The organism is Methylosinus sp. LW3, from assembly GCF_000527115.1.
GTDB lineage: Bacteria > Pseudomonadota > Alphaproteobacteria > Rhizobiales > Beijerinckiaceae > Methylosinus.
In genome coordinates, this window is sequence record NZ_AZUO01000001.1 from 1072817 (window position 1) to 1095408 (window position 22592).

The window sequence follows — 22592 nt, forward strand, 5'->3', positions numbered from 1 at the left end:
TTTCAGCGTGGGGCCGTCTCCAGCGCTTGCAGCGCGGCGCGGCGGCCGGAGCCGATCGCGCTCTCGATAGATGGGGCGCCTTCGACATGCTGGCCCGCGAAAACGATCGGCCCCAAAGGCGCGCAGGCGATGCGTCGCGGCGCCTGCGCGCGGTCGAGCTTTCCGCTCGCGTCTCGCGTCGCGCCGAAGAGGAAATTCGGCGGCGGCCGCAACATGCTGTGCCCCCAGCGATAGAGGAAGAGCGCGCGAACGTCGCGATCGAAATCGAAATCCGCGCCGCGCATCAGCCGTGACAGATCGGCGCGGAGCGAGTCTTCGTAATCGGAAAAGGGTGTGTGCATCAGCTTCATGCGCGCTTCGGCGAGAGCGTCGAGCGGCGCGTCGCAGCCGCCATAGAAGGTGAGCGTCGTTTGCCGCTGCGGATCGGCGCGCGTGTCGCTCATCCAATCGGCGACGATGTAATTGACGAAATGCCGGCCGCCCCACCAGCTCTGACTGTAACCGAGCCCGAGCTGCGCCAAGGGCGCCGCGTGGCGCAACACCACATTGGCGGTGACGAGCGGCGCCGCATGGAATTGCGTCCAGGCCGCTTTGCGCGCGGCGTCGGAAAGATGCGCGACGAGATGGCGCGCGCTCTGCGCCGGCGCGGCGAGGATGGTCCGCTCGCCGAAGATTCGATGAAAGCGGCCATCCTGGAAATAGACGACGTTCGCGCCACGCGCCGTCACCTCGATCCGTAGCGCCGTGGCGTTGGTTTCGAAATGCGGCGGAGTCTCGCTCTGCGCCAGTCGGCGCGAAATGCGCCGCGCGATTTCCGACGTTCCGCCCGGATAGGTGAAGACCGAGCCGCGGGTCAGCTCGCTCGACAAGAATGTGATGGCGCTGTGAGCGTTCACCTGCGCTGCTGTTCCGCCGAAAGCGGTCAGCGTATAGGCGGTGAAAAAGCGCGAGACGATCGCGTCGCAGCCGAGCGTCGTCTCGAGATGCTGCGCGAGGCTGACGCTCGAGAGATCGTCGAGCGCGGGATCGCTCTCATCGGCCGGATCGGCGAGGCCTTTTTCGCCGAGCGCGCGGATCGCCGCGAAAGCGCGGGCGAAATCTTCGCGAAGGCGCGTGTCATAGGGGAGATGCGCGGCGCCGCGCTCGAATGTGTCTATGTTCCAGCCGCGCGCGCCGCCGAGGCCGGGCGCGAATTCATCGAAGTAGAAGCTGCTCTCCGGGCCGGGGACGCTCTGCGCCAGCCAATCGACGTCGATGGCGCGGTAGAATTGCGCGAGCCAATCGGCGGAAGGCGCGGCTCCATAGGCGCCGGCGGTGGAGGCCGGGCCGGGGAGGGGCGGGGCGTCGTCACGGCCGGCGTTGCCGCCGAGGACAGGCGCCGCCTCGAGGATCAGCAGGCGCGCGCGCGGGCGCTCGCGCAGCAGATGATGCGCGGCGGAGAGGCCGGAAAGGCCGCCGCCGATGATGATGGCGTCGAAGCTTCCGTTCGCATCGAGAACGGGAAAAGTTCCGGCGCTCTCGTCGCATCCCGGCGCGAGCGAGACGGAGCCTTTCTCGAATGTCAGGCGACCGTCGCGCAGCCAATGCGAGACGGCGAAGACGGAGGGAAGATTGCCGCCGCGCAGAGCGCGCGGATCGAGGCCGATCGGCCCGTCGCAGGTCCCGCCCGCGAATGCGCGCGCGGGAACGCTGCGCAAAACGGCGCCGCCCGCGGCGATCAGCAGGCCATTGAGAAAATCGCGTCGCGCTATGCCGTCGGGGAAGGGCGCTCGAGCCATTGGTCTCGCTCCTCCCTCGCCGGCGGCGGCGTCAGCGGCCGCCGGGCGTGAACATCATGCGCAAGCGCCCGCGATGGCCCCGCTCGCTCCAAGCGGCGGAGCGCTTGACGCTATGCGGGACCTGCTCCTCCGGCGCGAAGGAGAGCGCGGAATGGCTGTTGCGCGCATGGGCCGCCGGGCCGAAGGAGGCCAGGCACCGATTATAGGCGTCCGCGGCCTGTATCTGCTCGCAATCGCCTATGTTGCGCGGTTCGGCCGCCGCGGCGCCGGCGGCGAGGCAAGAACCGGCGAGGCAAGCAATGAAGACGAAGCGAATCATGCGAAGCATCGTCATCCTCTGAGTTGGGCGCCCGTTTTCTTGCCCGCCTCTGTGACAATTTTGTGGGCGAGCGCCTCGATCTCCACATCGGTGAGCGTTTTGTCGCGGGGCTGCAGCCGCACGGCGACGCCGACCGATTTCTTGCCCTCCGGCACGCCCGGCCCTTCATAAATGTCGAAGACGCTGACATCGGTGATCAGCGCGCGATCGGCGCCCTGCACGGCGCGAATGAGATCGCCGGCCGGCTGGCCGCGATCCAGCAGAAAGGCGAAATCGCGCGAGACCGGCTGGAGATCGGAGAGCTCCAATTTCGCCTTGGCCTTGGTGGGCTTGGCCTTGGGCGCCGGAAGCGCGTCGAGAATAATCTCGAATGCGGCGATCGGCCCCTCGACGTCGAGCGCCTGCAGCACGCGCGGATGCAATTCGCCGAAATGGCCGATGACCGCCTTGGGGCCGAATTGCAGCGTTGCCGAGCGGCCCGGATGGAGCCAGGAAGGCCCGCCGGCGACGATCTGCAAGCCGCCCGTGGCGACGCCGAGCGTCTGCAGCAGCGCGAGGGCGTCCGCCTTCACATCGAAGACGCCGACCGCGCGCTCCTTGCCCGACCAATGGCGGCCAGCGCCCGAGGGCAGAGCGAAGCCGCGGCGCAGGCCCGTGGCGGCGATCTTCTGGCCCTTCTCATCCTCGCCGAGGAAGATTTGCCCGACCTCGAACAGCGCGACATCGGGAAAGCCGCGCGCGGCGTTGCGGCCGGCGGCGGTGACGAGGCCGGGCAGCAGGCTCGGTCGCATGTCGGAGAGCTCGGCGGCGATCGGATTGGCGAGGGCGAGGCGATTGTCGTCGCCGCCGCCGAAAGCCTGCGCCTGCTCCTTGGAGACGAAGGACCAGGTGACGGCCTCGACGAGCCCACGCGCCGCCAGCGCGCGCCGCGCCGCGCGCGTGCGCTTCTGCAGCAGAGTGAGAACCGGCTCGGTCACGCCGGCGTTGCGCGGCAGCGGCGCGGCGGCGATGGTGTCGAAGCCGGCGATGCGGGCGATCTCCTCGACGAGATCGGCCTTGCCTTCAATGTCCGGGCGCCAGCTGGGGACGCCCACCAGCGCGTCCTCGCCCGCCGCTTCGACAGTGAAGCCGAGGCGCGTGAGTATGGCGGTCGATTCGTCTTTCGAGACGTTGAGGCCGGTGAGGCGCTTCGTCTCGCTCCAGGGGAAGCGCAGCTGGCGCGTCGGCGTTTCCGCCGAGCCGCAAATGGCGACATCCGAAGCCTCGCCGCCGCAGAATTCCAGCACCAGTTTCGTCGCCAGCTCGAGGCCGGGCAGAGCGAAGGCCGGATCGACGCCGCGCTCGAAACGATAGCGGGCGTCGGTGGAGATGCCGAGCTTGCGCCCCGTATGGGCGATATTGGCCGGATCCCACAGCGCGGTCTCGATCAGCACGTCCGTCGTGTCGTCGGAGCAGCCGGAATGCTCGCCGCCCATGACGCCAGCGAGAGATTCGGGGCCTTTGTCATCGGCGATGACGACCATGTCGGCATCGAGTCTATAGGTCTTGCCGTCGAGCGCGAGCAGCTCCTCGCCGGCGCGGGCGCGGCGCACCACGAGATCGCCGGCCACCTTCTTCGCGTCGAAGACATGCAGCGGACGCGCGCGGTCGAAGGTCAGATAATTGGTGATATCGACGAGCGCATTGATCGGGCGCAGGCCGATGGCGCGCAGGCGATCCTGCAACCAGGCCGGGCTCGGGCCATTCTTCACGCCGCGCACCAGACGCAGCGCGAAGAGCGGCGCGAGATGCTCGTCCGCATCCACGAAATCGAGCGTGACGCGCTGCGGAATGGCGAAGCCGCCCTCGAGCGTCTCGACCGCCGGCGTCTTCAGCGTTCCGAGGCCCGCGGCGGCGAGATCGCGCGCAATGCCGTAAATGCCGGCGGCGTCGGAGCGGTTGGGCGTAAGATTGATCTCTATGACCGGATCGTCGAGCCCTGCCCATTGCGCGTAGACCGCGCCGATGGGGGCGTCCTCTGGCAGCTCGATGATGCCGTCGTGATCGTTGGAGAGTTCCAGCTCGGCGGCCGAGCACAGCATGCCGAGCGATTCGACGCCGCGGATGACGCCCTTGCCGAGCGTGATCTTCTTGGCCGGAATATAGGTTCCCGGCGCGGAGAAGACGGTCTTCAATCCCGTGCGGGCATTGGGCGCGCCGCAGACGACCTGCACCGGCGCGCCTTCGCCCGTATCGACCATGCAGACGCGCAGGCGATCGGCGTTGGGATGGGGCTTGGCGTCGATCACATGCGCGATGCGGAAATCCTTCAGCTGCGCGGCGGGATCGTGCAGATGCTCGACCTCGAGGCCGATGCGCGTCAGAGTTTCGACGACTTGCTCGAGCGAGGCGCTCGTCTCGAGATGGTCTTTGAGCCAGGAGAGTGTGAGTTTCATTCGTCGAGCTTTCGAAAGCTTTCTGTCTATTGAATCGGCGGCGTCGCGCCCGGCGCTTTTTGACCGCGCAGCATGCTGGCGACGCTGATGTCTTCGTCGATCTGCGGCCAATGCATTCCCATCGGCATGAATTCGACGACATTGCGCGCCGAAGGCGACGCGCTCGCGAGGCCGGGATACCACCACAGAGGCGTGCGCAGCTCGCGGCCGTCGACGAGCGTCACATTCAAGAAGCCGTCGTCGCAATGCGCGGCGATCGGACGAATGGTCAGCGCTTCGTGGTGATATTCAACCATGGAATCACCCGCTCAGTCCGCCCGCCAGCGTCGGGAAATCCAGCGGCCGGAAGCCATAATGCGTCAGCCAGCGCGCATCGGCTTCGAAGAAGGCGCGCAGATCGGACATGCCGTATTTCAGCATGGCGAGACGGTCTATGCCGACGCCGAAGGCGAAGCCCTGATATTTGTCCGGATCGAGCCCGCAATTGCGCAGCACATTGGGGTGCACCATGCCGCAGCCCAAAATCTCCATCCAATCCTCGCCCTCGCCGAAACGAATGTCGCCGTCCTTGCGGCGGCATTGCACATCCACTTCCGCCGAGGGCTCGGTGAAGGGGAAGAAGGAAGGCCGAAAGCGCATCTTCACCGATTTCACCTCGAAGAAGGCCTTCAGAAACTCCTCCAGCACCCATTTCAAATGGCCCATATGGGTCGTCTCGTCGATGACGAGCCCCTCGACCTGATGGAACATGGGCGTATGCGTCTGGTCGCTGTCGCAGCGATAGGTGCGGCCGGGGCAGATCACGCGGATCGGCGGCGCTTTGGTGAGCATTGTGCGCACCTGCACCGGGCTCGTATGCGTGCGCAGCAGCTTGCGCTTGCCGTCGGCGCCCGGCGGGAAGAAGAAAGTGTCGTGCATCTCCCGCGCGGGATGCCCCTCGGGGAAGTTCAGCTTGGTGAAGTTGTAATCGTCGCTTTCAATGTCCGGACCCTCGGCGACGGAGAAGCCCATATCGGCGAAGATCGCGGTCAATTCGTCCATCACTTGCGAGATCGGATGAATGCGGCCGAGCTCCTGGCCGCTCTCCTGCACCGGCAGCGTCACATCCACGGTCTCGGCGGAAAGGCGCTTCTCCAGCGCCTCGGCCTGAAGGACGTCGCGACGCGCGGCGATCGCCTCTTGGGCCTTGTCCTTCAGCGCATTGATCTTGGCGCCTTCGGTCTTGCGGTCATCGGGCGACATTTTGCCGAGCGTCGCCAGCAGCGCCGAAATGCTTCCCTTCTTGCCCAGCGCGCCGACGCGCACGGCCTCGAGCGCGGCCTCGTCGGCCGCCGCCGCGATCGCCGCCAGAGTCTCGGTCTCCAGTTCCGCTATATCCGTCATCGTCCCGCCACGGCTTTTGATTTTCTGGGGCGGGTTGTGCCACGCTCGGCAGGCGATGTCGAGAACGCGGGCGGGGCGCCGCGCCCCGCCGCTCGATCCCTCAGCGTCGAGTTCGCATGTTCTTTTTACGAAAACCGCTTCGCACTATTCGGGAGCATGCTCTAGATTTTCCAGCGCAGCGCCATGCCGGCCTGCCAATTTTTGGAGAGCTGCGGCCCCTCGAGGCTCTGATAGACGGGAATGCCCGCCTCCAGCGCGATGGTGAGCGCCTCCTGGCCGATGAGGCCGCCGCCGATCGTCGCGCCGCCCCATAGCTCCACGCGCTGGCCGCCGTAGAAATTGGGATTGGCCGCCTGCGCCTTGCCGCGGATCATCGGATCGAGTCCGCGAATCTCGCCCTGCGTCGTCGCGTTGACGCGGAAAGTGGTGGTAAGGCCCTTTATCCAGCTATAGCCGGCCCAGCCGTTGAACTCGTGCAGATCGCCGTAGAGATAGCCTTCCGGATTGGCGGCCAGCGGAAAGCGGCCGCGGTAGGAGAGGCCCCAGGACCATTTGTCGATATGCCCGGCGTAGACGATTCCGGGCATGACGTCGAAAGTGCCGGCGCCGGGCTGCAATGCGTAGAAGGCGCGGCTCGTCGCATAGCTGCCGTCCGGCAGCAGCAGGCGGAATGTGTTGTGGGTGCTTCCCGTCGGGAAGCTCATGCCCAGATTGAGCTGAATGCGATGTATCGGGTCCTGATAGGCGCGATAGATCGTCGAGGCGGTGAAATCGGTGAGGCCGTCGGTTCCCGTATGGCTGAGCCCGAGTCGGTTGAGACTCGTCGGCCCTTGGAATGTCAGCATGTCGAGATTGCGCTCGATCATGCCGCCGGTAACGACAACGGACAGATAATTGGTGATTCCATAGGCGAGCGCCAGCGTTTGCGAGGCGACGGAGACATTCTGCGGCACCAGCCGGAGCTTCGATGTCGGATGGCCGAACCAGGGCGTCGTCGCGACGACCTCCTCCGAAGAAACCTGCCGCGTTCCCTTCAGCGTATGCGAGAGATTGGCGAATTGCGGAATGATGGAGACGACGAGCTTGCCGGCGGCCGGCATATCGGCGCCGAAGACGCCGAGCGGCGCGGGCGGCGGCGGAGCAGAGGCGGCGACATCGGGCGCGGGCGCGGCGACGAGCTTGGCGGGCGCGTCCGCCGCTGCGGCCTCTCCGACGCAGACGCCGAGCAGAGCGGCGGCGACGGCCAAAGTCTTCGCGCTCACAAAGATCGGGCGCGGCGGAGCGCTTCGTTTCATTCTCATCATTTTCGTGTCTGCCCCTCGTCGGCGTCGCGCTCCGTCGGGGCGCGACGGACAAAAAAAGCCGCCGTCCAACGATCGCGCTTTGGGCGCGACTCGATCGGAACAGCGGCGTTGCTGATCTTGGCCCCTCTTTGGGCCACGCCGAGGCTCACGCCACGGCGGGAGACTACTCGCAATCTGGGCGCCAGACCAGCGCCGCGAGCCTCATCTCGACAATTCAGCTATTTGTGAAAAGCGGCTCTGCAGCAACGCGAAAACGCGCCTGCAAATCATGCGACCGGCGCCGAATTGCTGTGCGATTTTCGGCGCTTCATCAGCCGCGAAGCAGCGCCCGCGCGGTCTCGGCGATCACCGCTTCCTCATTGGTGGGAAGCACGAGGGCCTCGATGCGGCTCGACGGCGCGCTGATGATCTGAGCATTCGCCGCATTCGCCTCATCGTCGAGGGCGAGGCCGAGAAAACCGAGATAGGCGCAGATGCGCGCGCGCATGGACGGCGAATTCTCGCCGACGCCGGCCGTGAAGACGAGACGGTCGAGCCCGTTCAGCGCGCTCGCCAGCGAGCCGATCTCGCGTGCGGCGCGATAGGCGAAGAGCGCCATTGCCTCCTCCGCCGCGGGGGAAGCGCTCGCCTCGAGCGCGCGCAGATCGTCGCTGATCGCGGAGACGCCGAGCAGGCCGGATCGCTCATAGAGCAGCGCATGGACCTCTTTGGGCGAAAAGCCCTCCTGCATCACGAGATGCAGCAGCAGGCCCGGATCGATCGCGCCGCTGCGCGTGCCCATCATCAGCCCGTCGAGCGCGGTGAAGCCCATTGTCGTGGCGACGCTCTCGAGATCGCGCATGGCGCAGAGGCTGGCGCCATGGCCGAGATGCGCGACGATCGCGCGGCCCGGCGCGCGCTCGAGGCGGCGCAGCTCTTCCGCGATGAATTGATAGGAGAGGCCGTGAAAGCCGTAGCGCAGCACGCCGCGCTCGGCGAATTCGCGCGGCAGCGGAAACAGCTGCGCGAGACGGGGCTGCGTGCGGTGAAAGGCCGTGTCGAAACAGGCGATCTGCGGCAGGTTCGGCGCGCTGTCGAGCAGGCTGCGGATCGGCGCGAGATTATGTGGCTGATGGCTCGGCGCGAGCGGCGAGAGCGCCTCCAGCTGCCGCAAAATGTCCGGCGTCACCAGGACCGGGCGGTCGAATTCCGCGCCGCCATGGACGATCCTATGCCCAACGGCGGCGAGGGGAAGCTCCGCCAGCCGCTCGCCGATCGCCGAGATGAGCCAGCGCGCCGCGCCTTCATGGTCTATGTCCGGCGCGGGGCCGGGGCCTGCGGAGAGCGCCGCCGCGACCTCGCCTTTGACAGAAAAGCGCGCCGGCTGGTCTTTCTCCTTTATGGCGGTGACGCCGCCGCGGCAAAGAGGCGCGAGCGTCGCCGCATCATAGAGCGCGAATTTGAGGCTCGAGGAGCCGGCGTTGAGCGCCAATAGGACTTTCGCCGCAGCGCTCACACACCCTCCACCACGCGATGGGCGAAGAGCTGCGCCAGCGCGCAGGAGACGATGCGGGCGCGCACGCCATCGGCGCGGCTCGTCAGCACGATCGGCGCGCGGGCGCCGAGCACGATGCCGGCGTCCTCGGCGTCGGCGAGATAGACGAGCTGCTTGGCGAGAATATTGCCGGCCTCGAGATCGGGGACGAGGAGGAATGTCGGCATAGCCGGCGACATTGGAGACAATGCCTTTCGCCTTCGCCGCCTCCGGCGAGATGGCGTTGTCGAAGGCGAGAGGCCCGTCCACATCGGCGCCGGTGATCTGGCCGCGATCGGCCATTTTGCACAGCGCCGCCGCCTCTATCGTCGAGGGGATCTTGGCGTCGACCGTCTCCACGGCGGAAAGAACAGCGAGCTTGGGGCGCTCTATGCCGAGCGCATGCGCGAGGTCTATGGCGTTCTGCGCAATGTCGCGCTTCTCTGCGAGCGTGGGGGCGATGTTGATCGCCGCGTCGGTGACGAGCAGAGGCTTGCAGTAATTGGGCACGTCGAGAACGAAGACATGGCTGACGCGCCGCTCGGTGCGCAGGCCCGTTCCCTCGCGCACCACGGCCCCCATCAGTTCATCGGTGTGGAGCGAGCCTTTCATCAGCGCCTCGAGCTCGCCGCGCCGCACCAGCTCGACGGCGGCGTCGGCGGCGGCGTGGCTATGGGGCGCGTCGATGATCTCGACGCCCTCGAGCGAGAGATTGGCCGCGGCGGCTGCGGCCATGATTTTGGCGCGCGGCCCGACCAGAACGGGAGTGATGAGCCCCTGATCGCGTGCGGCGAGCGCGCCTTGCACGGAAACCGCGTCGCAAGGATGCACCACGCCGATGCGAATGGGCCGCATCGCGCGGCAACGCTCGAGCAGCGACTCGAAATACAAGCCGCAAGGCGCGCCGGAGCCCGCGACATCGCGCCGGAACAGCATCAGACCTCCTTGTGACCTTCGCTCGCTCCCGCGATCAGTCGGCGGGCGCGGCTCCGGCCTCGCTTTCGGCGCGTAGCGCCGCCGCTTCGGTCCGCACGCAGGTGTCGCTCACCCGCTTCTCGGTCGGCTGCAGCCCGATCCAGGCGCCGATCCGCTCAGGATCGAAGCCCGCCTCGCAGCGGCCGCCGACCTTGATGAGCGGCCTGCGGATCAATATCGGATCGATGATCATCATGACCAGCGCCGCCTGCGGCGTGACGGTCTCTATGTCGATCTCGCCGGATTTGACGCGCGGCGCCGCGAGATTGAACCATTCGCGCACCGGCGTCTCGCCGAAATAAGGCCGCAGGCTGGAGACGCTCCAAGGCTCGGCGAGCAGATTGCGCACCTGCAGCGCATGGCCGGAGGAGAGCAGCAGAGCCTTTTGACGCGCATTTCCGGCGCAGCCGGGTTTCTCGTAGAAGATAACGTCGGCCATACGTCACCTCGATGAGCGAATACCGAAGAAGGAGCTTTGTCTCTTTCATAGCGCATTTTTGTGCGCCGCGGAACGGCCGTGATTCGTTCGGGAGGAGAATTTTAACGAATCAGAAACCATTGGCGGTGAAGCGCCGATGACCGCGCGTCTTTACTTAGAAGGGCATGACGCGCCGATGACAGCGCGTCTCGCGAAGGGGCGGGCCGCGCGTTTCATAAAGAGGCATGCCGCGCCGATGACGGCGCGGTCGTTTCATAAAGAGGAAGGTGAGAAGGCCGCGTCTATTCGGTCGCGCCGAATTTATGCAAATGCGCGCCATGCGTGGAGAGCCAGCCCTCGGCGCGATCCGTCTCCGCGCAGAGGCGCCGCGTCAGCGCCCAGAATCGATCCGAATGATCGAGATATTCGAGATGGGCGACCTCATGCGCGGCGAGATAGTCGAGCACGAAAGCGGGCGCCATGATGAGCCGCCAGGAGAAATTCAGCGAGCCCGACGCCGAGCAGGAGCCCCAGCGGCTCACCGTGTCGCGCAATCCGACGCTGCGCGCGGGCAGGCCGAGCGCGCGCGTGTGGCGCTCCACCGCCGCCTCGAGATCGTGGCGCGCCTCGCGCTTCAGAAAATCGACGATGCGGCGATGCACATGCTCCTCGCGGCCGGCGACGCAGAGGTCGAAACCGTCGCAGAGCGCCGTGTCGAGAGCAAAACGCGTCTCCGCCCACACGGTCCCGCGCGCGCTGGGGCGATGCGCGATGGAATGATCGACGCCGCGCAGCGGCACGACGGCGCCGTCGCGAAAGGGAATCGTGTCCGGCAGCCGGTTGAGCCGCGCGGCGATCCAGGCGGCGTGACGCTCGGTGAACTCGCGCGCCTCGCGTAAGGAGGCGCGCGCGGGCATTGTGAGCACGGCGTCGCGCGCAGCGAAGCGCACGCGCAGCGTGAAGCGTCGCGCGCTGCGCAGACGGCGCAGCGAGACGGTGAGCGTCTCGCCCGCATGTGTGAGTGTCAGGGCGGTGGAGCCCGCGGCTTTCGCGAGCCCGTCGCGTCGAAGACGAAGCATGATTCGATGCTAACGCAAAGCCGCGCCGAGTCGCGACAGGGAAGTTCGCGACTTACGCAAAAAAATGTCGACTGTGTCGTTTCTGCGTCTCTGCGTCTTCGCGTCTCGGCGTCTCGCGTCACAGAAAGCGTTCGAGATCGCGCGCGGCGTCGGCGGGCTTGCGTCCGACATTGAAGGAGCTGACGAAGCGGCCGTTCTTGTCCATCAGATAGACGACGGTCGTGTGGTCGACCGCATAGTCCTCGCCGCTTTCCGCAGCCTTCTTCGAATAGATGCGATATTCCTTCAGCATCGGATCGAGCTGCGCGCGCTCGCCGGAGACGCCGACGATGCGCGGATCGAAATTGGAGAGATAGTCCTTGAGCACGGCGGGCGTGTCGCGCTCCGGATCGACGGTCACGAATAATGCGCCGGCATTGGCCTTCGGCCCCAGCGCGCGCAGCACCTCGGAAATCTCGAACAGAGTGGTGTGGCAGATGTCCGGGCAATGCGTGTAGCCGAAGAAGACGAGGAAGGGCCTGCCGAGAAAGTCCTTCTCGGTGACTGTCTGGCCATTGTGCGCGACGAGCTGGAACGGCCCGCCGATGGCGGAGGCGGGCGGCGGCGGCGGCTTGAGGCTGGTGAACGCCACCAATGCGGCGAAGGCCGCAAGGAAGACTCCGCCGATCGCGAAGAGAGGCAGCTTGGGAAGGTCGCGGCCCTTGGCGCGACCCTTTTGCGAACTCTTGGCGTAGCTCTTGGACATGCGTTTCTTCCCGAAGATATGGCGTCGTTTCTCGTTATCGCCGCGGCCGAGGGGATCGCGGCGTATCGCGATCATCGGCGGCTCTGAAGAGCTGCTGGGCCGGGCGGCGGCGATCTCGCGTGACGCTCCTCTCTATGCGCGGAACTTAGCCTGCGGAGGGGCGTTCGCCAAGCGTCACAGCAGAGCGTCACAGCAGAGCGTCGCCGCGGAGCGAGGCCGTCGCCGCGGCGCCGCGCCGCAGCACGCCTTACGAAATCGCCCGCGGCGGCGACGGCTGGATATATAATGTCGGCGCATCGATTCTCCCATTGAGCGCAGGCGCGAGAACATGACTGACGATCCGAACGCCAGCCCCGGAAAAATCCTCGTCGGCGCGAGCACTGACGGCGTTTATAGTTACCTCACCCTTTCCGTCGGCAATCGCCACGGCCTCATCGCGGGCGCGACCGGCGGCGGCAAGACGGTGACGCTGCAAAAGCTCGCGGAAGGCTTCTCCAATGCGGGGACCGCCGTCTTTCTCGCCGATGTGAAAGGCGATCTCGCCGGCTTGTCGCAGCCGGGCGAGATGCGCCAGGCTTTCGTCGATCGTTCGCTCGAGATCGGCCTCGCCTATGCGGTGGACCGTTTCCCCGTCGTGTTCTGGGATTTGTTCGGCGAGCAGGGGCATCCGGTGCGCGCCACCATTTCCGAAATGGGGCCGCTGCTGCTCGCGCGCCTGCTCGAGCTCAATGATGTTCAAGAGGGCGTGCTCAATGTGACGTTCCGCGTCGCCGACGAGCAGGGCCTCTTGCTGCTAGACCTCAAGGATCTGCGCGCCGCGCTCACCTATGTCGCCGACAATGCGGGCTCTTTGAAGACAAAATACGGCAATGTCGCGCCCGCGACCGTCGGGGCCATTCAGCGCCAGCTGCTGGTGCTGGAGACTCAAGGGGCCGAGAAATTCTTCGGCGAGCCGGCGCTCGATATTTCCGATTTTCTGCGCGTCGATCGCGACGGCCGCGGCGTCATCAACGTGCTCGCTGCCGATAAGCTGATGCGCTCGCCGCGGCTCTACGCCACCTTCCTGCTGTGGCTCTTGTCGGAGCTGTTCGAGCAGCTGCCGGAGGTCGGCGATCTCGCGCAGCCCAAGCTCGTCTTCTTCTTCGACGAGGCGCATCTTCTCTTCGACGACGCGCCCAAGGCGCTGCTGACGGCGATCGAGCAAGTGGTGCGGCTCATCCGCTCCAAGGGCGTCGGCGTTTATTTCGTCACGCAAAATCCGCTGGATGTGCCGGACAGCGTGCTCGGCCAGCTCGGCAATCGCGTGCAGCATGCGCTGCGCGCATTCACCCCCCGCGACCAGAAGGCGGTGCGCGCGGCGGCGGAGACCTTCCGCCAAAATCCCGCCTTCGACACGGCGGAGGCGATCATGCAGCTCTCCGTCGGCGAGGCGCTCGTGTCCATGCTCGACGCCAAGGGCAAGCCGGAGATCGTCGATCGCGTGCTGATCGCGCCGCCCGCCGCGCGCGTCGGGCCGATCACCGCCGAGGAGCGCGCGAATGTTCTGGCGGAGAGCGCGCTGCGCGGCAAATACGACACGCCCATCGACCGCGAATCGGCCTTTGAAATATTGCAGAAGCGCGCCGAGGGCCATTTGACCTCGGCCGGCGCCGGCCCCGCCCGACCCGAGGCGCAGACGACGCAGGCGAGCGCCGGCGGCGGCCTCATCGGCACGCTCGGCGGCGTGGTCGGGGGATTGTTCAAGCGCGAGAATCCAAAGCGCATGTCCACCGGCGAGCTGGCCGTGCGCTCGGCGGTGCAATCGGCGGCGCGCTCCATCGGCACGCAGATCGCGAAGGAAGTTTTGCGCGGCGTGCTGGGCGGTATATCGCGCTGAGCGCGCAATATTGCCGCTCTCAGTCGATGGAAGGCGTCGGGGCGCGACGACGGCGGATTTGTATCGTCAAAGCTCGACGTCTCGCGACGGCCAGCCGTCGCGTTCCAATTCGCCGCCGGGAAAAGCTTTCAAATAGCCGACGAGGCTTGGTCGATCGCGCTTCATCGCCGCGTGGGCGATCCCGGCCGCCTCGATCGAGACGAGAGCCGCCGCCGGCTCGCCGTGACGCGTGATCGTCTCGGGCTCCCCGCGCATGGCGCGATCGACGAGATCGGAGGGGTTCGCCTTCGCGTCGTTCAGATCGATGGTCGCCATGCAATGACCCGCCTGATGGTCAGCTATCAGCCGCGCAGCTCGCGACCGCGCATCTCTCTGTCGCGCGGCTCTCGCCCGCGCATGGCGATCAGCCAATAGATCGTCCCCGTCAAAGCCCCGGCGAGGAAGAACAGCAGCGCGAAGCGCCCTTCGGCCGGGCTCGCCTCGACGAGGCGGCCGCTCCCACGCGCGGCGCGGAGAATCGTGGGCGCGGCGGCGGCGAGCAGCGCTGTCGCCCCGGCATACCAAGTATAGGCGCGCGCCCCGGCGATCTCGCCGATGAGCGCTACAATGGCGAGCGGAGCCGCGCAGCCGGCGATCCCCATGGCCCACAGCACATAGCCGAAGGCCGCCGCCACATCATCGGGCTCGGCCCAGAACAGCGCGCCCATAGCCAGGGACGAGCCGGCCTCGCGCGTCGCGGTATCGCTGAGCGCGGCGATCGGCAGGAAGATCATGCCCGCGCCGGCGGCGAGCACGAAGGCGAAAGAGACGACGAGAAGGCGACGCAGCATGTGGCTCGATTGCGATCAGGGCTCCAGCACCGAATCCCAATAGAGATAATCGAGCCAGCTGTCGTGGAGATAATTGGGCGGGAACAGCCGTCCATTGCGGTGAAGATCGGCGACGCTCGGCTGAAAGGGCGGCTGGGCCGGCAGCATATGCGCCTCATGCGGCAGCCGGTCGGCCTTGCGCAGATTGCAGGCCGAGCAGGCGGCGACGACATTTTCCCAGGTGGTGGCGCCGCCCTTGGAGCGGGGGATCACGTGATCGAAGGTGAGATCGTCCTGCTGTCCGCAATATTGGCAGGTGAAGCGGTCGCGAAGAAATACATTGAATCGGGTGAAGGCGGGATGGCGGGCGGGCTTTACATAGGCTTTGAGCGAAACGACAGAGGGCAATCTTATTTCGAAACTCGGACTTTTGACCGTCTTGTCATATTCCGAGACGATGTTGACCCTGTCGAGGAAGACCGCCTTTATCGCGTCCTGCCACCCCCATAGGGACAGAGGATAGTAGCTCAGCGGCCGATAGTCGGCGTTGAGAACCAACGCAGGACAGGCCTGCGGCGAAACATTTGACTGGCGAAAGTGAACGGTCACCTCGGCCCTCTTTCCGCGAATCGTTCGGACGCCCTCCAGCCCCCGAGCCGCGGCCATAGTCTATAGGCAGGATGACGCCATTGTGAAGGCTTCTCTCGGCGCCGCGGCGCCGCGGCCGCGCGATTTCGCCCTGAAATATGGTAAATATTTTATTTATCAATGAGTTGGGCGCGGTCTTCGCTTTCGCCTCCCCGCCGCTCGCTCCGATTCGCCGCTTTTTCGCCGCTCTGCGGGCAGGCGGCTTGCAGCTTCCGACCCGAAAGCCGGCCAAAACGGGGGAATTGCTCCATTACGGCACGGTGGCAGTATCGGGTTGGAGACGAGCCGTGTCGAGTATCGCCGATCTTCCCTTTTCGTCGCTCCGCAAGGACGACGCTCGCGTCAAAGCTGGAACCGACAGCGCAGCATTGCGCAGCGGCTGGTCGCGCGCCATGCCGAGCCCGAATGCGGCGCTGATGCGCGCCTCCTTCTCGGTGATCGCGGCGCTGATCGATGTGGCGGTCATTCTCGCCACGGCCATCGCCTGCGAGACGCTGTATCATTATTTCGCCTATGGCTATGACGGCTCGACGCTTCCCAATCTGCGGCTGTGCATGTTCGCGGCGATCCTCTTCGTGCTCTCCAACGTCATGCGGCACGAATATGCGATCAAGAATTATCTGACGCTGGACGGCCATGGCTGGCGCGGCGCGGTGCTGTGGAGCGTCGCTTTCGTCTGCGCCTTGACCTTCGGCTTTCTCGCCAAGGCGACCGAGGAATCCTCGCGCGGCGCCTTCGTGCTCTTCTATGCGACGGGATTTCTCTCCGTCTATGCGGCGCGCGCGGCGCTGGTCGGCGTGGTTCGGCGCAGCGCCGAGCGTGGCGGAGCCTCGGCGCGTCGCGTGTTTCTCGTCGGTTTCGAGAGCGACATCGACGAGTTCATGCGTCGCTATCAGCCTTGGGAGAGCGGCATGAATGTCGTCGCCGCCGTGGCGCTGCGCGACCGCGCCGACGCCATGCAGGACGATCTCGCTCTGGCGCAGGCCTCCGCGCGCATGCTGCTGCCCGACGATGTGTTCATTCTGGCGCCCTGGAGCCGCACCGACGTCATCGACGATTGCGTGACCGCCTTCCTGCGCGTCCCGGCGTCGATTCATCTCGGGCCGGAGCGCGTGCTCGACCGTTTCGTCGATGCGCATATCAACAAGATCGGCTCGATCGCCAGCCTCAATCTCAGCGGCCGCCGCGCCGACTCGCTCGAGATCATCGCCAAGCGGCTCTTCGATATCGTCTTCTCGTCGCTCGGCCTCATCGCTCTGTCGCCGCTGCTGCTCGCCGTCGCGGCGGCGATCAAGCTCGACAGCAAAGGCCCGGCGCTGTTCTTCCAGCGCCGCCACGGCTTTAATCGCGAGCCCTTCCGCATCGCCAAATTCCGCTCCATGACGACGATGGAGGACGGCCGCGAGATCACCCAGGCGACAGCCGGCGACAAGCGCGTGACGCGCGTCGGCCGCTTCATCCGCCGCTACAATATCGACGAGCTGCCGCAGCTCATCAATGTGCTGCGCGGCGAGATGTCGCTCGTCGGCCCGCGCCCGCATGCGCTGGCGCATGACCAGATCTTCGAGCGCAAGATCGCCCTCTATGCGCGCCGCCACAATGTGAAGCCCGGCATCACCGGCTGGGCGCAGGTGAACGGGCTGCGCGGCGAGATCGACTCGCCGGAGAAGATCCGCCTGCGCGTCGAGCATGATCTCTATTACATCGACCATTGGTCGCTGCCGCTCGACGTGTGGATCATCTTCATGACGATCTTCTCGCGCAAGGCCTATCGCAACGCGCTGTGAGGCCATTTCCAAGTGATTGCTTCGCTCGAAGAAGCGATGATCGCCGTGGCCGTCATTGCGAGCGAAGCGAAGCAATCCAGAGCCGTGAGGCGGCAGAAAAAAAACGTATGACACGGCCGTCCCGGCGCGCGTCAATTCAGTCGATCGCTTGCTCTCCGATGGTCAAGGCGGCGAGAATGCCGAGGGAGACGACAGGAAACGCCAGCAAAAAGCCGAGCAGAAGCGAATCGGCGTGAGCAATTTTGGCGAGGCGGATCGAGCAGGCGGCGAACACCGAGTAGACAATCACGAAGGGTATCAGGATTTGCGGGTAGGTCGATTCGTTCGGCAGTCCGATGAAACGAAACAGTGTCGCGACCAGTGTCGCCATCCAGATCAGGATCGGGAAGGCGAACACTGTTCCGACAGAGAGTCCGAGCAAGAATCCGATGAAGAACCGCATTTGATATTCCCATTTTCGAACGACCGTCGGAGGCGCCGCGTCATCATGTCGGTTGCAGCGCAGCGATCCATCCTCCTCGCGCCTCTATGCGCACCGCGCTGCGGCCGCCGCCGCGTTTCTCGACCCTTATCTGCACAGGAATGCGCTGACGCAGCGACTCGACATGGCTGATGACGCCGACCTTGCGGCCCTGCCCATGCAGCCTCTCCAGCGCGTCCATGGCGACGTCGAGCGTTCCTTGATCCAGCGTGCCGAAGCCCTCGTCGATGAACAGCGTGTCGACGAAGGAGCCGCGCCCCTCGAGGCTGCATAGGCCGAGCGCCAGCGCGAGCGACGCCAAAAAGCGCTCGCCGCCGGAGAGCGAGCGCGTCGAGCGGCGCTCGTCGCAAAGATCGCGATCGACGATCTGCAGACCGAGATCGGCCGTGTCGCTGGCGGAGCGCTCCAGCCGATAGCGCGTCGTCAGCGTCGCCAGATTGCGATTGGCGAGCACGACGAGATGCTCCAGCGTCACGCTCTGCGCGAAGCGGCGGAACTTGTCGCCGCTCGCCGAGCCGATGGCGGCGTCGACCTCGGCCCAGCTCTTATGCGTCGCCTCCGCTGCGGCGATCTCGCCGGCCAGCGTCTGCGCGCGACCATGCGCGAGATCATCGGCGGCGAGCCGCTCGCCGATCTCGCCGAGCCGCCGCGCCAGCGCTTCCAATTTCGCCTCCGCCGCGGCGCGGCGCGTGTCCGCAATTGCGACATCCTGCTCCGGGCGTCCGGCGGCGAGCGCATCGGCGAGATCGCGCCCGCGCGCTTCTTTTTCCGTGCGTGCGGCGGCGAGCGCTGCGTCCGCCGTCGCCAGCCGCGCGCGCAATTCGGCTCGCTCCTGTGGCGAGACGGCGAGCAGGGTGAGCGCCGCCGCTTCGTCGATTTGCGCGATGGTCAGAGCGTCGGCGAAATTCCGCGCATCCGTCTCGCTCCGCGCGCGCGCTTCTGCGAGCGCCTCGCCGGCATGGGCGAGATCGCGCTCGGCGCCCGTGCGGCGCGCCTCGGTCTCGGCGCTGTCGCGCGTGGCGGATTCGAGCGCCTGCTGCGCGAGGAGACGCGCGTCATTGCAGCGTGTGCGATGGATCGCCGTCGGCTCGCCGCCGAGCAATTCGCCGCGTTGCGCGCGACGCTCGGCGAGGACGCTGGCGCGCTCGCTCTGCTGAAACTTCGCCGCCGCCGCCGCCTCGGCGCGCGCGCGCGCCTCTATGCGCAGGCCGGCGAGATTTTGCGTCAGCTCCTCGAGGCTGCGCGCCATATGCGCGGCGCTCTCCTGCGCATTGCGAAAATCCTCGCCTTTCGTCCTCAGTCGCCGCATGGCGCCCTCAGCATCGCGATCGAGATCGGCGAGCGAGAGATCGCAGAGCGGCAGAAAGGGCGCGAGCGCACGATCCACGGCGCTCAGACTCTCGGCCGCGGCGGCGCGGGTCTCGCCGATGCGCGCCGTCTCTTCACGCGCGGCGGCGATGTGCGCGACAATTTCGTCGCGCCTTTGCCGGCGCTCGTCGATCGCGGCGGCGAGACGATCATGCGCGAGACGTAGCGCATCCATATCGGCGCGCAGCGCCCGCGCGCTCTTCAGCCGCTCGTCGAGCGCATTGCTCTCGCGCTCGAGGCTTTCCGCGAGGCGCGCGAGCAATGCGCTATCCTCGATCGAGGTCGGCGCCGGCGCATCCGCGGGCCAGCGCGCGCGCGCTTCATCGTAATCTCTCGCGGCCTCGTCGCTTTCGGCGAGCGCCTCGTCGCGTCGGCGCGTGGCGTCGGCGGCGCGCTCCTGCGCTGCGGAGAGGCGGCCGCTCGCCGCGGCGATCGCGCGCTCGGCTTCCACCATCTCGCGGCGCAGCGCGTCGCGTCGCGCGCGCAGCTCGGCGATCAGCGCATCGGCGGCCTCGCTCTCATGCGCATGGGGATGCGCGCGCGCGCCGCAGACCGGGCAGGGCGCGCCATCGACGAGGCTCGCGCGTAGCGCCAAAGCCTGCTTGGAGACGGCGGCGTCGGCGATCTCGCCCAGCCGCTCCACCTCGCCGCGCTTCGCCTCGCAAAGCTCGCGCGCGTCGCTCGCATCGCGCAGCGCGCGCGTCTCGCTTTCCTGCACGACATTCGCGCCCTCGAGATCGAGCATGGCGCGGCGCCATAGGTCTCGCGCCTTCGCATGGCGGCGCATTTGCGTCTCGATCTGCGCGGCGAGACGCGCGAGCGCGTCCAGCGCGCGGCGGCGCTCGCTCGCCTCGTCTTCCTTCAGCTGCGCGAGCGCGGCGCTGCGCGTCTCTATCCGTTCCGCCAGAGTGGCGCGCTCGGCTTTCGCCTCGCGATCCGCGCCATCGAGCGTCTCCATCTCGCGCGTCGCGGCGTCGATCTCCGCGCCGAGCGTTTTCGCGCGCGTTGCATCGCGGGCGAGCGACTTCGCCGCCTCGCCTCGACGTCCAAGCCATTCGGCGATTTCGCTCCAGCGCGTGAGCAGCGGCTCTGCTGTGGCGAGACGCTCCAGCGCGGCGCGCACCGTCTCGGCTCCTGCTCGCGCGGTCGCGACTTGCGCGATCAGCGCGGTCTCTTCGTCGGCTTTCTGCTGCGCGATGCGCGCGGCCTCATGCGCGATTTTTTCGGCTTGCATCGCCTCTCGCTCCGCCGCGAGGATTTCGGCGTCGAGATGTTCGGCCGCCGACCATAGCGGGCCGAAGTGTTTGAATTCGGTTTCCGCCGCCTCCAAACGCGCGCGCTTTTGCGCTTCTCTCTCGCGCCCCTCCTCGAGCGCGGCCTGCGCTTTCGCTGCGGCTTCGCGCGCGGCGATCTCGCTGATCGTCGCACGCGCGAGATTTTGCGTCGCCGCCTCGCGCGCGGCGAGGGGCGCGCGCAGCGGCTCGGCGAGATCGAGTGTCTTCGCCCGCTCGCGCGTTTCCGCCAAGGATTCCTGCGCGGCGAGCGCCGACTGCTCGCGGGTTTCCGCCTCGGCGAGGCGCGTCTCCATTTGCGTGATCGCCGCATGGCGCTGCAGCAGAGCGGCGGCTTCGTCGCGCTCGCGCGCAGCCTCGGCGCGGGCGGCGGCGGAGGTGTCGCGCTCGTTCTCCAGCGCGGCGCGCGCTTCCGCCGGCAGCAGGCCGATCTCGTCGCGGCGGCGGCGCAGACGATCCAGCGCCTCCAGCGCAGCCTTGGTGCGCAGATAGACGCGCTTGGAAATCTCCGCATAGACGGAGGCGCCGGTGATCTTCTCGAGCAGATCGGCGCGCTCTTTCGAATCGGCGCGCAGAAAAGCGTCGAAATCGCCTTGCGCCAGCAGCACGGTGCGGCGAAATTGCTCGAAGGTGAGATCGGTGAGCTCTATGACCTTGGCGCGCACAGGCTCGACGCCCGAGGCGACTGCCGCAACCACCGCGCCTTCCGCATCCAGCCGATGCAGCGCGCGGCTGCGCTGCTGAAGATTGCCGGTCGCTCGCCCGCGAGCGCGCGCAATGTCGCAGCGGGCGCGATAGCGCTCGCCGTCGCGGCCGAGAAAATCGACCTCCGCGAAGCCGCGTCCGGCGCCGCGGCGCAGAATGGAGCGCGGATCGGCGGCGCTCACCGTCTGGCCGCTGGGGTCGGGAACGCTCTCATTGACGCCCTGCGCGGCGACGCGCGGAAAAGCGTCATAGAGCGCGAGGCAGAGCGCATCGAGAATCGTCGATTTGCCGGCGCCGGTCTCGCCGGTAATGGCGAAGAGGCCGGCGCCGCGCAGAGGCTCCTTCTCGAAATCGATCTCGAAACGCTCGGCGAGGCTTGCGAGATTTTCGCCGCGGATCGCGAGAATGCGCACTATTCCTCCATCGCGGCGGAATGGAACAAAGTGAGATGCTCCGCGGTCGGCTCGGCTTTGTGGGTGAGCGCGAAAGCCTCGCGAAACAGCTCGACCGGCTGGCGTTCCGAAAGGCGCAGAGCGGCGGGCGCCGGCGCCTCCGTCTCGGCGCGTTGCGGGCGCTCCACGGTGAGCGAGGCGAGGCGGATCGGAAATTTCTCCGCTATCGCGTCGATCTCGGCGTCCAGGCCGACGATCGGCCCTTCTGCGGCGATGGTGAGGTGAATAAACGGCTTCTCATCCGCTGGCGTCGCCGGATCGAGGGCGAGCGCGGCGAAAGCGGATTCGACATCGTTCCGCGCCATGCCGCCGCGCGGCGGAATGCGCAGGCAAAGAGTCGGACGCGGCAGCGGGACATGCTCGACCGTCGTCGCCGCGCCCGCGATCGTGACGATCGACACGCCGTGACGATAGTCGATCTCGGTCTTGGACAGCGGAAACAGCGAGCCGGAATAACGGATGCTCTCGCGCCCGATCGCTTGCGGCCGATGCAAATGGCCGAGCGCGACATAGGCGACATCCGGCGGAAACACGTCCGGCGGAACGGCATGCTCGCCGCCGACGAGAATGCGGCGCTCGGCGCCTTCCGATTCCAGGCCGCCGGCGACATGCAAATGGCCGGTGACGATGAGCGGCGCCGCGCCGATGCGCGCCCGCGCCGCGGCGATCAGCTCGCCATAGAGCGTGCGCACGGAGCGCACGACCGGCGAGCCCTCGCTCTCGCCTTCCAGAACCGGCAGATCGGCGGCGCGCGGATAGGGCACGGCGAGAAGATGCGCCTCGATCGCGCCGTCGGCGCCGCGCAGCGGCACGAGATGCACGTCGACGTCGATCTCGCCATTCTTGCGCGCGATCGTGCCGACGCCGGCGACATTGACGAGATCGAACAGAGCGCGCGGCGCTTCTATGCGGCCGGCGGGATCGTGATTGCCGGCGAGAAGGACGATGGTCGCCGCGGGCAGGGCGGCGCGCAGCTCCTTGAGCGTGTCGTAGAGGAGCTTCTGCGCCTCGGCGGAAGGGTTGAGGCTGTCGAAAATGTCGCCGGCGACGATCACCGCATCGACGCGGCGCTCGGCGGCGATGGCGACCAGCGCGCGCAGGACCTTGCGATGCTCCGCCTCGCGCGGCCAGCCTTGCAGCTGCGCGCCGAGATGCCAATCGGCCGTATGGAGGAGGGTGAGCAGCTTCGGCGTCCTTCGTGTCCTTGTGGTTTCGATCTACCACG

Annotated in this window: 18 protein-coding genes and 1 pseudogene; 2 read left to right on the plus strand and 17 right to left on the minus strand. The window is 66.8% G+C overall.

Annotation, left to right across the window (positions count from 1 at the left end; genetic code table 11):
• Window positions 1–2: 2 nt before the first annotated feature.
• From METLW3_RS0105300 to METLW3_RS0105350, 11 genes and pseudogenes are all read right to left on the minus strand, one after another.
• Window positions 3–1778 (minus strand): FAD-dependent oxidoreductase, encoded by a 1776-nt coding sequence (locus METLW3_RS0105300; protein ID WP_024878929.1) that lies wholly within the window; start codon window positions 1776–1778, stop codon window positions 3–5.
• A 31-nt stretch (window positions 1779–1809) separates the two neighbouring features.
• Window positions 1810–2097: a hypothetical protein gene (locus tag METLW3_RS0105305; protein ID WP_036308664.1), complete on the minus strand. Its 288-nt coding sequence runs from the start codon at window positions 2095–2097 to the stop codon at window positions 1810–1812.
• An 11-nt stretch (window positions 2098–2108) separates the two neighbouring features.
• Window positions 2109–4532 (minus strand): phenylalanine--tRNA ligase subunit beta, encoded by a 2424-nt coding sequence (pheT, locus tag METLW3_RS0105310; protein WP_024878931.1) that lies wholly within the window; start codon window positions 4530–4532, stop codon window positions 2109–2111.
• 26 nt (window positions 4533–4558) lie between these two features.
• Complete coding sequence (locus METLW3_RS0105315) at window positions 4559–4828, minus strand: DUF2442 domain-containing protein (RefSeq protein WP_024878932.1); 270 nt, start codon at window positions 4826–4828, stop codon at window positions 4559–4561.
• A gap of 4 nt (window positions 4829–4832) precedes the next feature.
• Window positions 4833–5915: a phenylalanine--tRNA ligase subunit alpha gene (gene pheS, locus METLW3_RS0105320; protein ID WP_024878933.1), complete on the minus strand. Its 1083-nt coding sequence runs from the start codon at window positions 5913–5915 to the stop codon at window positions 4833–4835.
• Window positions 5916–6076: 161 nt separating this feature from the next.
• Window positions 6077–7210: a hypothetical protein gene (locus METLW3_RS0105325; RefSeq protein ID WP_024878934.1), complete on the minus strand. Its 1134-nt coding sequence runs from the start codon at window positions 7208–7210 to the stop codon at window positions 6077–6079.
• Between the two features lie 319 nt (window positions 7211–7529).
• Window positions 7530–8714 carry an acetate/propionate family kinase gene (locus METLW3_RS0105330; protein WP_024878935.1) on the minus strand — a complete coding sequence of 395 codons (1185 nt, stop codon included), beginning with the start codon at window positions 8712–8714 and terminating at the stop codon, window positions 7530–7532.
• Window positions 8711–9668 (minus strand): annotated as a pseudogene (locus tag METLW3_RS27375) (bifunctional enoyl-CoA hydratase/phosphate acetyltransferase). Before METLW3_RS27375 ends, METLW3_RS0105330 begins: the two are co-directional and overlap by 4 nt.
• 34 nt (window positions 9669–9702) lie before the next feature.
• The gene (locus METLW3_RS0105340) at window positions 9703–10146 is read right to left on the minus strand and encodes an ArsC/Spx/MgsR family protein (protein ID WP_024878936.1); all 444 of its coding nucleotides are present in this window, start codon (window positions 10144–10146) and stop codon (window positions 9703–9705) included.
• 281 nt (window positions 10147–10427) lie between these two features.
• Complete coding sequence (locus METLW3_RS0105345; protein ID WP_024878937.1) at window positions 10428–11204, minus strand: SprT family zinc-dependent metalloprotease; 777 nt, start codon at window positions 11202–11204, stop codon at window positions 10428–10430.
• A gap of 118 nt (window positions 11205–11322) precedes the next feature.
• On the minus strand, window positions 11323–11949 hold the full coding sequence (locus METLW3_RS0105350; RefSeq protein ID WP_026597909.1) for an SCO family protein: 627 nt from the start codon (window positions 11947–11949) through the stop codon (window positions 11323–11325).
• Window positions 11950–12277: 328 nt separating this feature from the next.
• Between METLW3_RS0105350 and METLW3_RS0105355 the strand changes: the two genes are divergently transcribed.
• Window positions 12278–13825 (plus strand): helicase HerA-like domain-containing protein, encoded by a 1548-nt coding sequence (locus METLW3_RS0105355; protein WP_024878939.1) that lies wholly within the window; start codon window positions 12278–12280, stop codon window positions 13823–13825.
• A 66-nt stretch (window positions 13826–13891) separates the two neighbouring features.
• Here the strand turns inward: METLW3_RS0105355 and METLW3_RS0105360 are convergent, their stop codons facing one another.
• From METLW3_RS0105360 to METLW3_RS0105370, 3 genes are read right to left on the minus strand one after another with little or no spacing between them, the layout of a single operon-like run.
• Window positions 13892–14140: a type II toxin-antitoxin system Phd/YefM family antitoxin gene (locus tag METLW3_RS0105360; RefSeq protein ID WP_024878940.1), complete on the minus strand. Its 249-nt coding sequence runs from the start codon at window positions 14138–14140 to the stop codon at window positions 13892–13894.
• A 26-nt stretch (window positions 14141–14166) separates the two neighbouring features.
• Window positions 14167–14655, minus strand: coding sequence for a hypothetical protein (locus tag METLW3_RS0105365; protein ID WP_024878941.1), 489 nt, complete (start codon window positions 14653–14655; stop codon window positions 14167–14169).
• A gap of 15 nt (window positions 14656–14670) precedes the next feature.
• Window positions 14671–15243, minus strand: coding sequence for an HNH endonuclease (locus METLW3_RS0105370; protein ID WP_024878942.1), 573 nt, complete (start codon window positions 15241–15243; stop codon window positions 14671–14673).
• A 326-nt stretch (window positions 15244–15569) separates the two neighbouring features.
• Between METLW3_RS0105370 and METLW3_RS0105375 the strand changes: the two genes are divergently transcribed.
• On the plus strand, window positions 15570–17069 hold the full coding sequence (locus tag METLW3_RS0105375) for an exopolysaccharide biosynthesis polyprenyl glycosylphosphotransferase (protein ID WP_024878943.1): 1500 nt from the start codon (window positions 15570–15572) through the stop codon (window positions 17067–17069).
• A gap of 136 nt (window positions 17070–17205) precedes the next feature.
• On the opposite strand, the gene METLW3_RS0105380 is transcribed toward METLW3_RS0105375, so the two are convergent.
• The 3 genes from METLW3_RS0105380 to METLW3_RS0105390 are packed head-to-tail and all read right to left on the minus strand — an operon-like array spanning window position 17206 to window position 22584.
• Window positions 17206–17511 carry a hypothetical protein gene (locus tag METLW3_RS0105380; RefSeq protein WP_024878944.1) on the minus strand — a complete coding sequence of 102 codons (306 nt, stop codon included), beginning with the start codon at window positions 17509–17511 and terminating at the stop codon, window positions 17206–17208.
• A gap of 43 nt (window positions 17512–17554) precedes the next feature.
• On the minus strand, window positions 17555–21328 hold the full coding sequence (locus METLW3_RS0105385; protein WP_024878945.1) for an AAA family ATPase: 3774 nt from the start codon (window positions 21326–21328) through the stop codon (window positions 17555–17557).
• Window positions 21328–22584 (minus strand): exonuclease SbcCD subunit D C-terminal domain-containing protein, encoded by a 1257-nt coding sequence (locus METLW3_RS0105390; protein ID WP_245267437.1) that lies wholly within the window; start codon window positions 22582–22584, stop codon window positions 21328–21330. Before METLW3_RS0105390 ends, METLW3_RS0105385 begins: the two co-directional genes overlap by 1 nt.
• Window positions 22585–22592: the final 8 nt, after the last annotated feature.

What these genes read in the sequence shown, in the direction of transcription:
- METLW3_RS0105360 (WP_024878940.1), bottom strand. Translation starts at nt 14,140, where the DNA reads ATGGCGACCATCGATCTGAACGACGCGAAGGCGAACCCCTCCGATCTC.
- METLW3_RS0105380 (WP_024878944.1), bottom strand. Translation starts at nt 17,511, where the DNA reads ATGCGGTTCTTCATCGGATTCTTGCTCGGACTCTCTGTCGGAACAGTG.
- METLW3_RS0105315 (WP_024878932.1), bottom strand. Translation starts at nt 4,828, where the DNA reads ATGGTTGAATATCACCACGAAGCGCTGACCATTCGTCCGATCGCCGCG.
- METLW3_RS0105355 (WP_024878939.1), top strand. Translation starts at nt 12,278, where the DNA reads ATGACTGACGATCCGAACGCCAGCCCCGGAAAAATCCTCGTCGGCGCG.
- METLW3_RS0105350 (WP_026597909.1), bottom strand. Translation starts at nt 11,949, where the DNA reads ATGTCCAAGAGCTACGCCAAGAGTTCGCAAAAGGGTCGCGCCAAGGGC.
- pheT (WP_024878931.1), bottom strand. Translation starts at nt 4,532, where the DNA reads ATGAAACTCACACTCTCCTGGCTCAAAGACCATCTCGAGACGAGCGCC.
- METLW3_RS0105300 (WP_024878929.1), bottom strand. Translation starts at nt 1,778, where the DNA reads ATGGCTCGAGCGCCCTTCCCCGACGGCATAGCGCGACGCGATTTTCTC.
- METLW3_RS0105325 (WP_024878934.1), bottom strand. Translation starts at nt 7,210, where the DNA reads ATGAAACGAAGCGCTCCGCCGCGCCCGATCTTTGTGAGCGCGAAGACT.
- METLW3_RS0105305 (WP_036308664.1), bottom strand. Translation starts at nt 2,097, where the DNA reads ATGATTCGCTTCGTCTTCATTGCTTGCCTCGCCGGTTCTTGCCTCGCC.
- pheS (WP_024878933.1), bottom strand. Translation starts at nt 5,915, where the DNA reads ATGACGGATATAGCGGAACTGGAGACCGAGACTCTGGCGGCGATCGCG.
- METLW3_RS0105345 (WP_024878937.1), bottom strand. Translation starts at nt 11,204, where the DNA reads ATGCTTCGTCTTCGACGCGACGGGCTCGCGAAAGCCGCGGGCTCCACC.
- METLW3_RS0105340 (WP_024878936.1), bottom strand. Translation starts at nt 10,146, where the DNA reads ATGGCCGACGTTATCTTCTACGAGAAACCCGGCTGCGCCGGAAATGCG.
- METLW3_RS0105365 (WP_024878941.1), bottom strand. Translation starts at nt 14,655, where the DNA reads ATGCTGCGTCGCCTTCTCGTCGTCTCTTTCGCCTTCGTGCTCGCCGCC.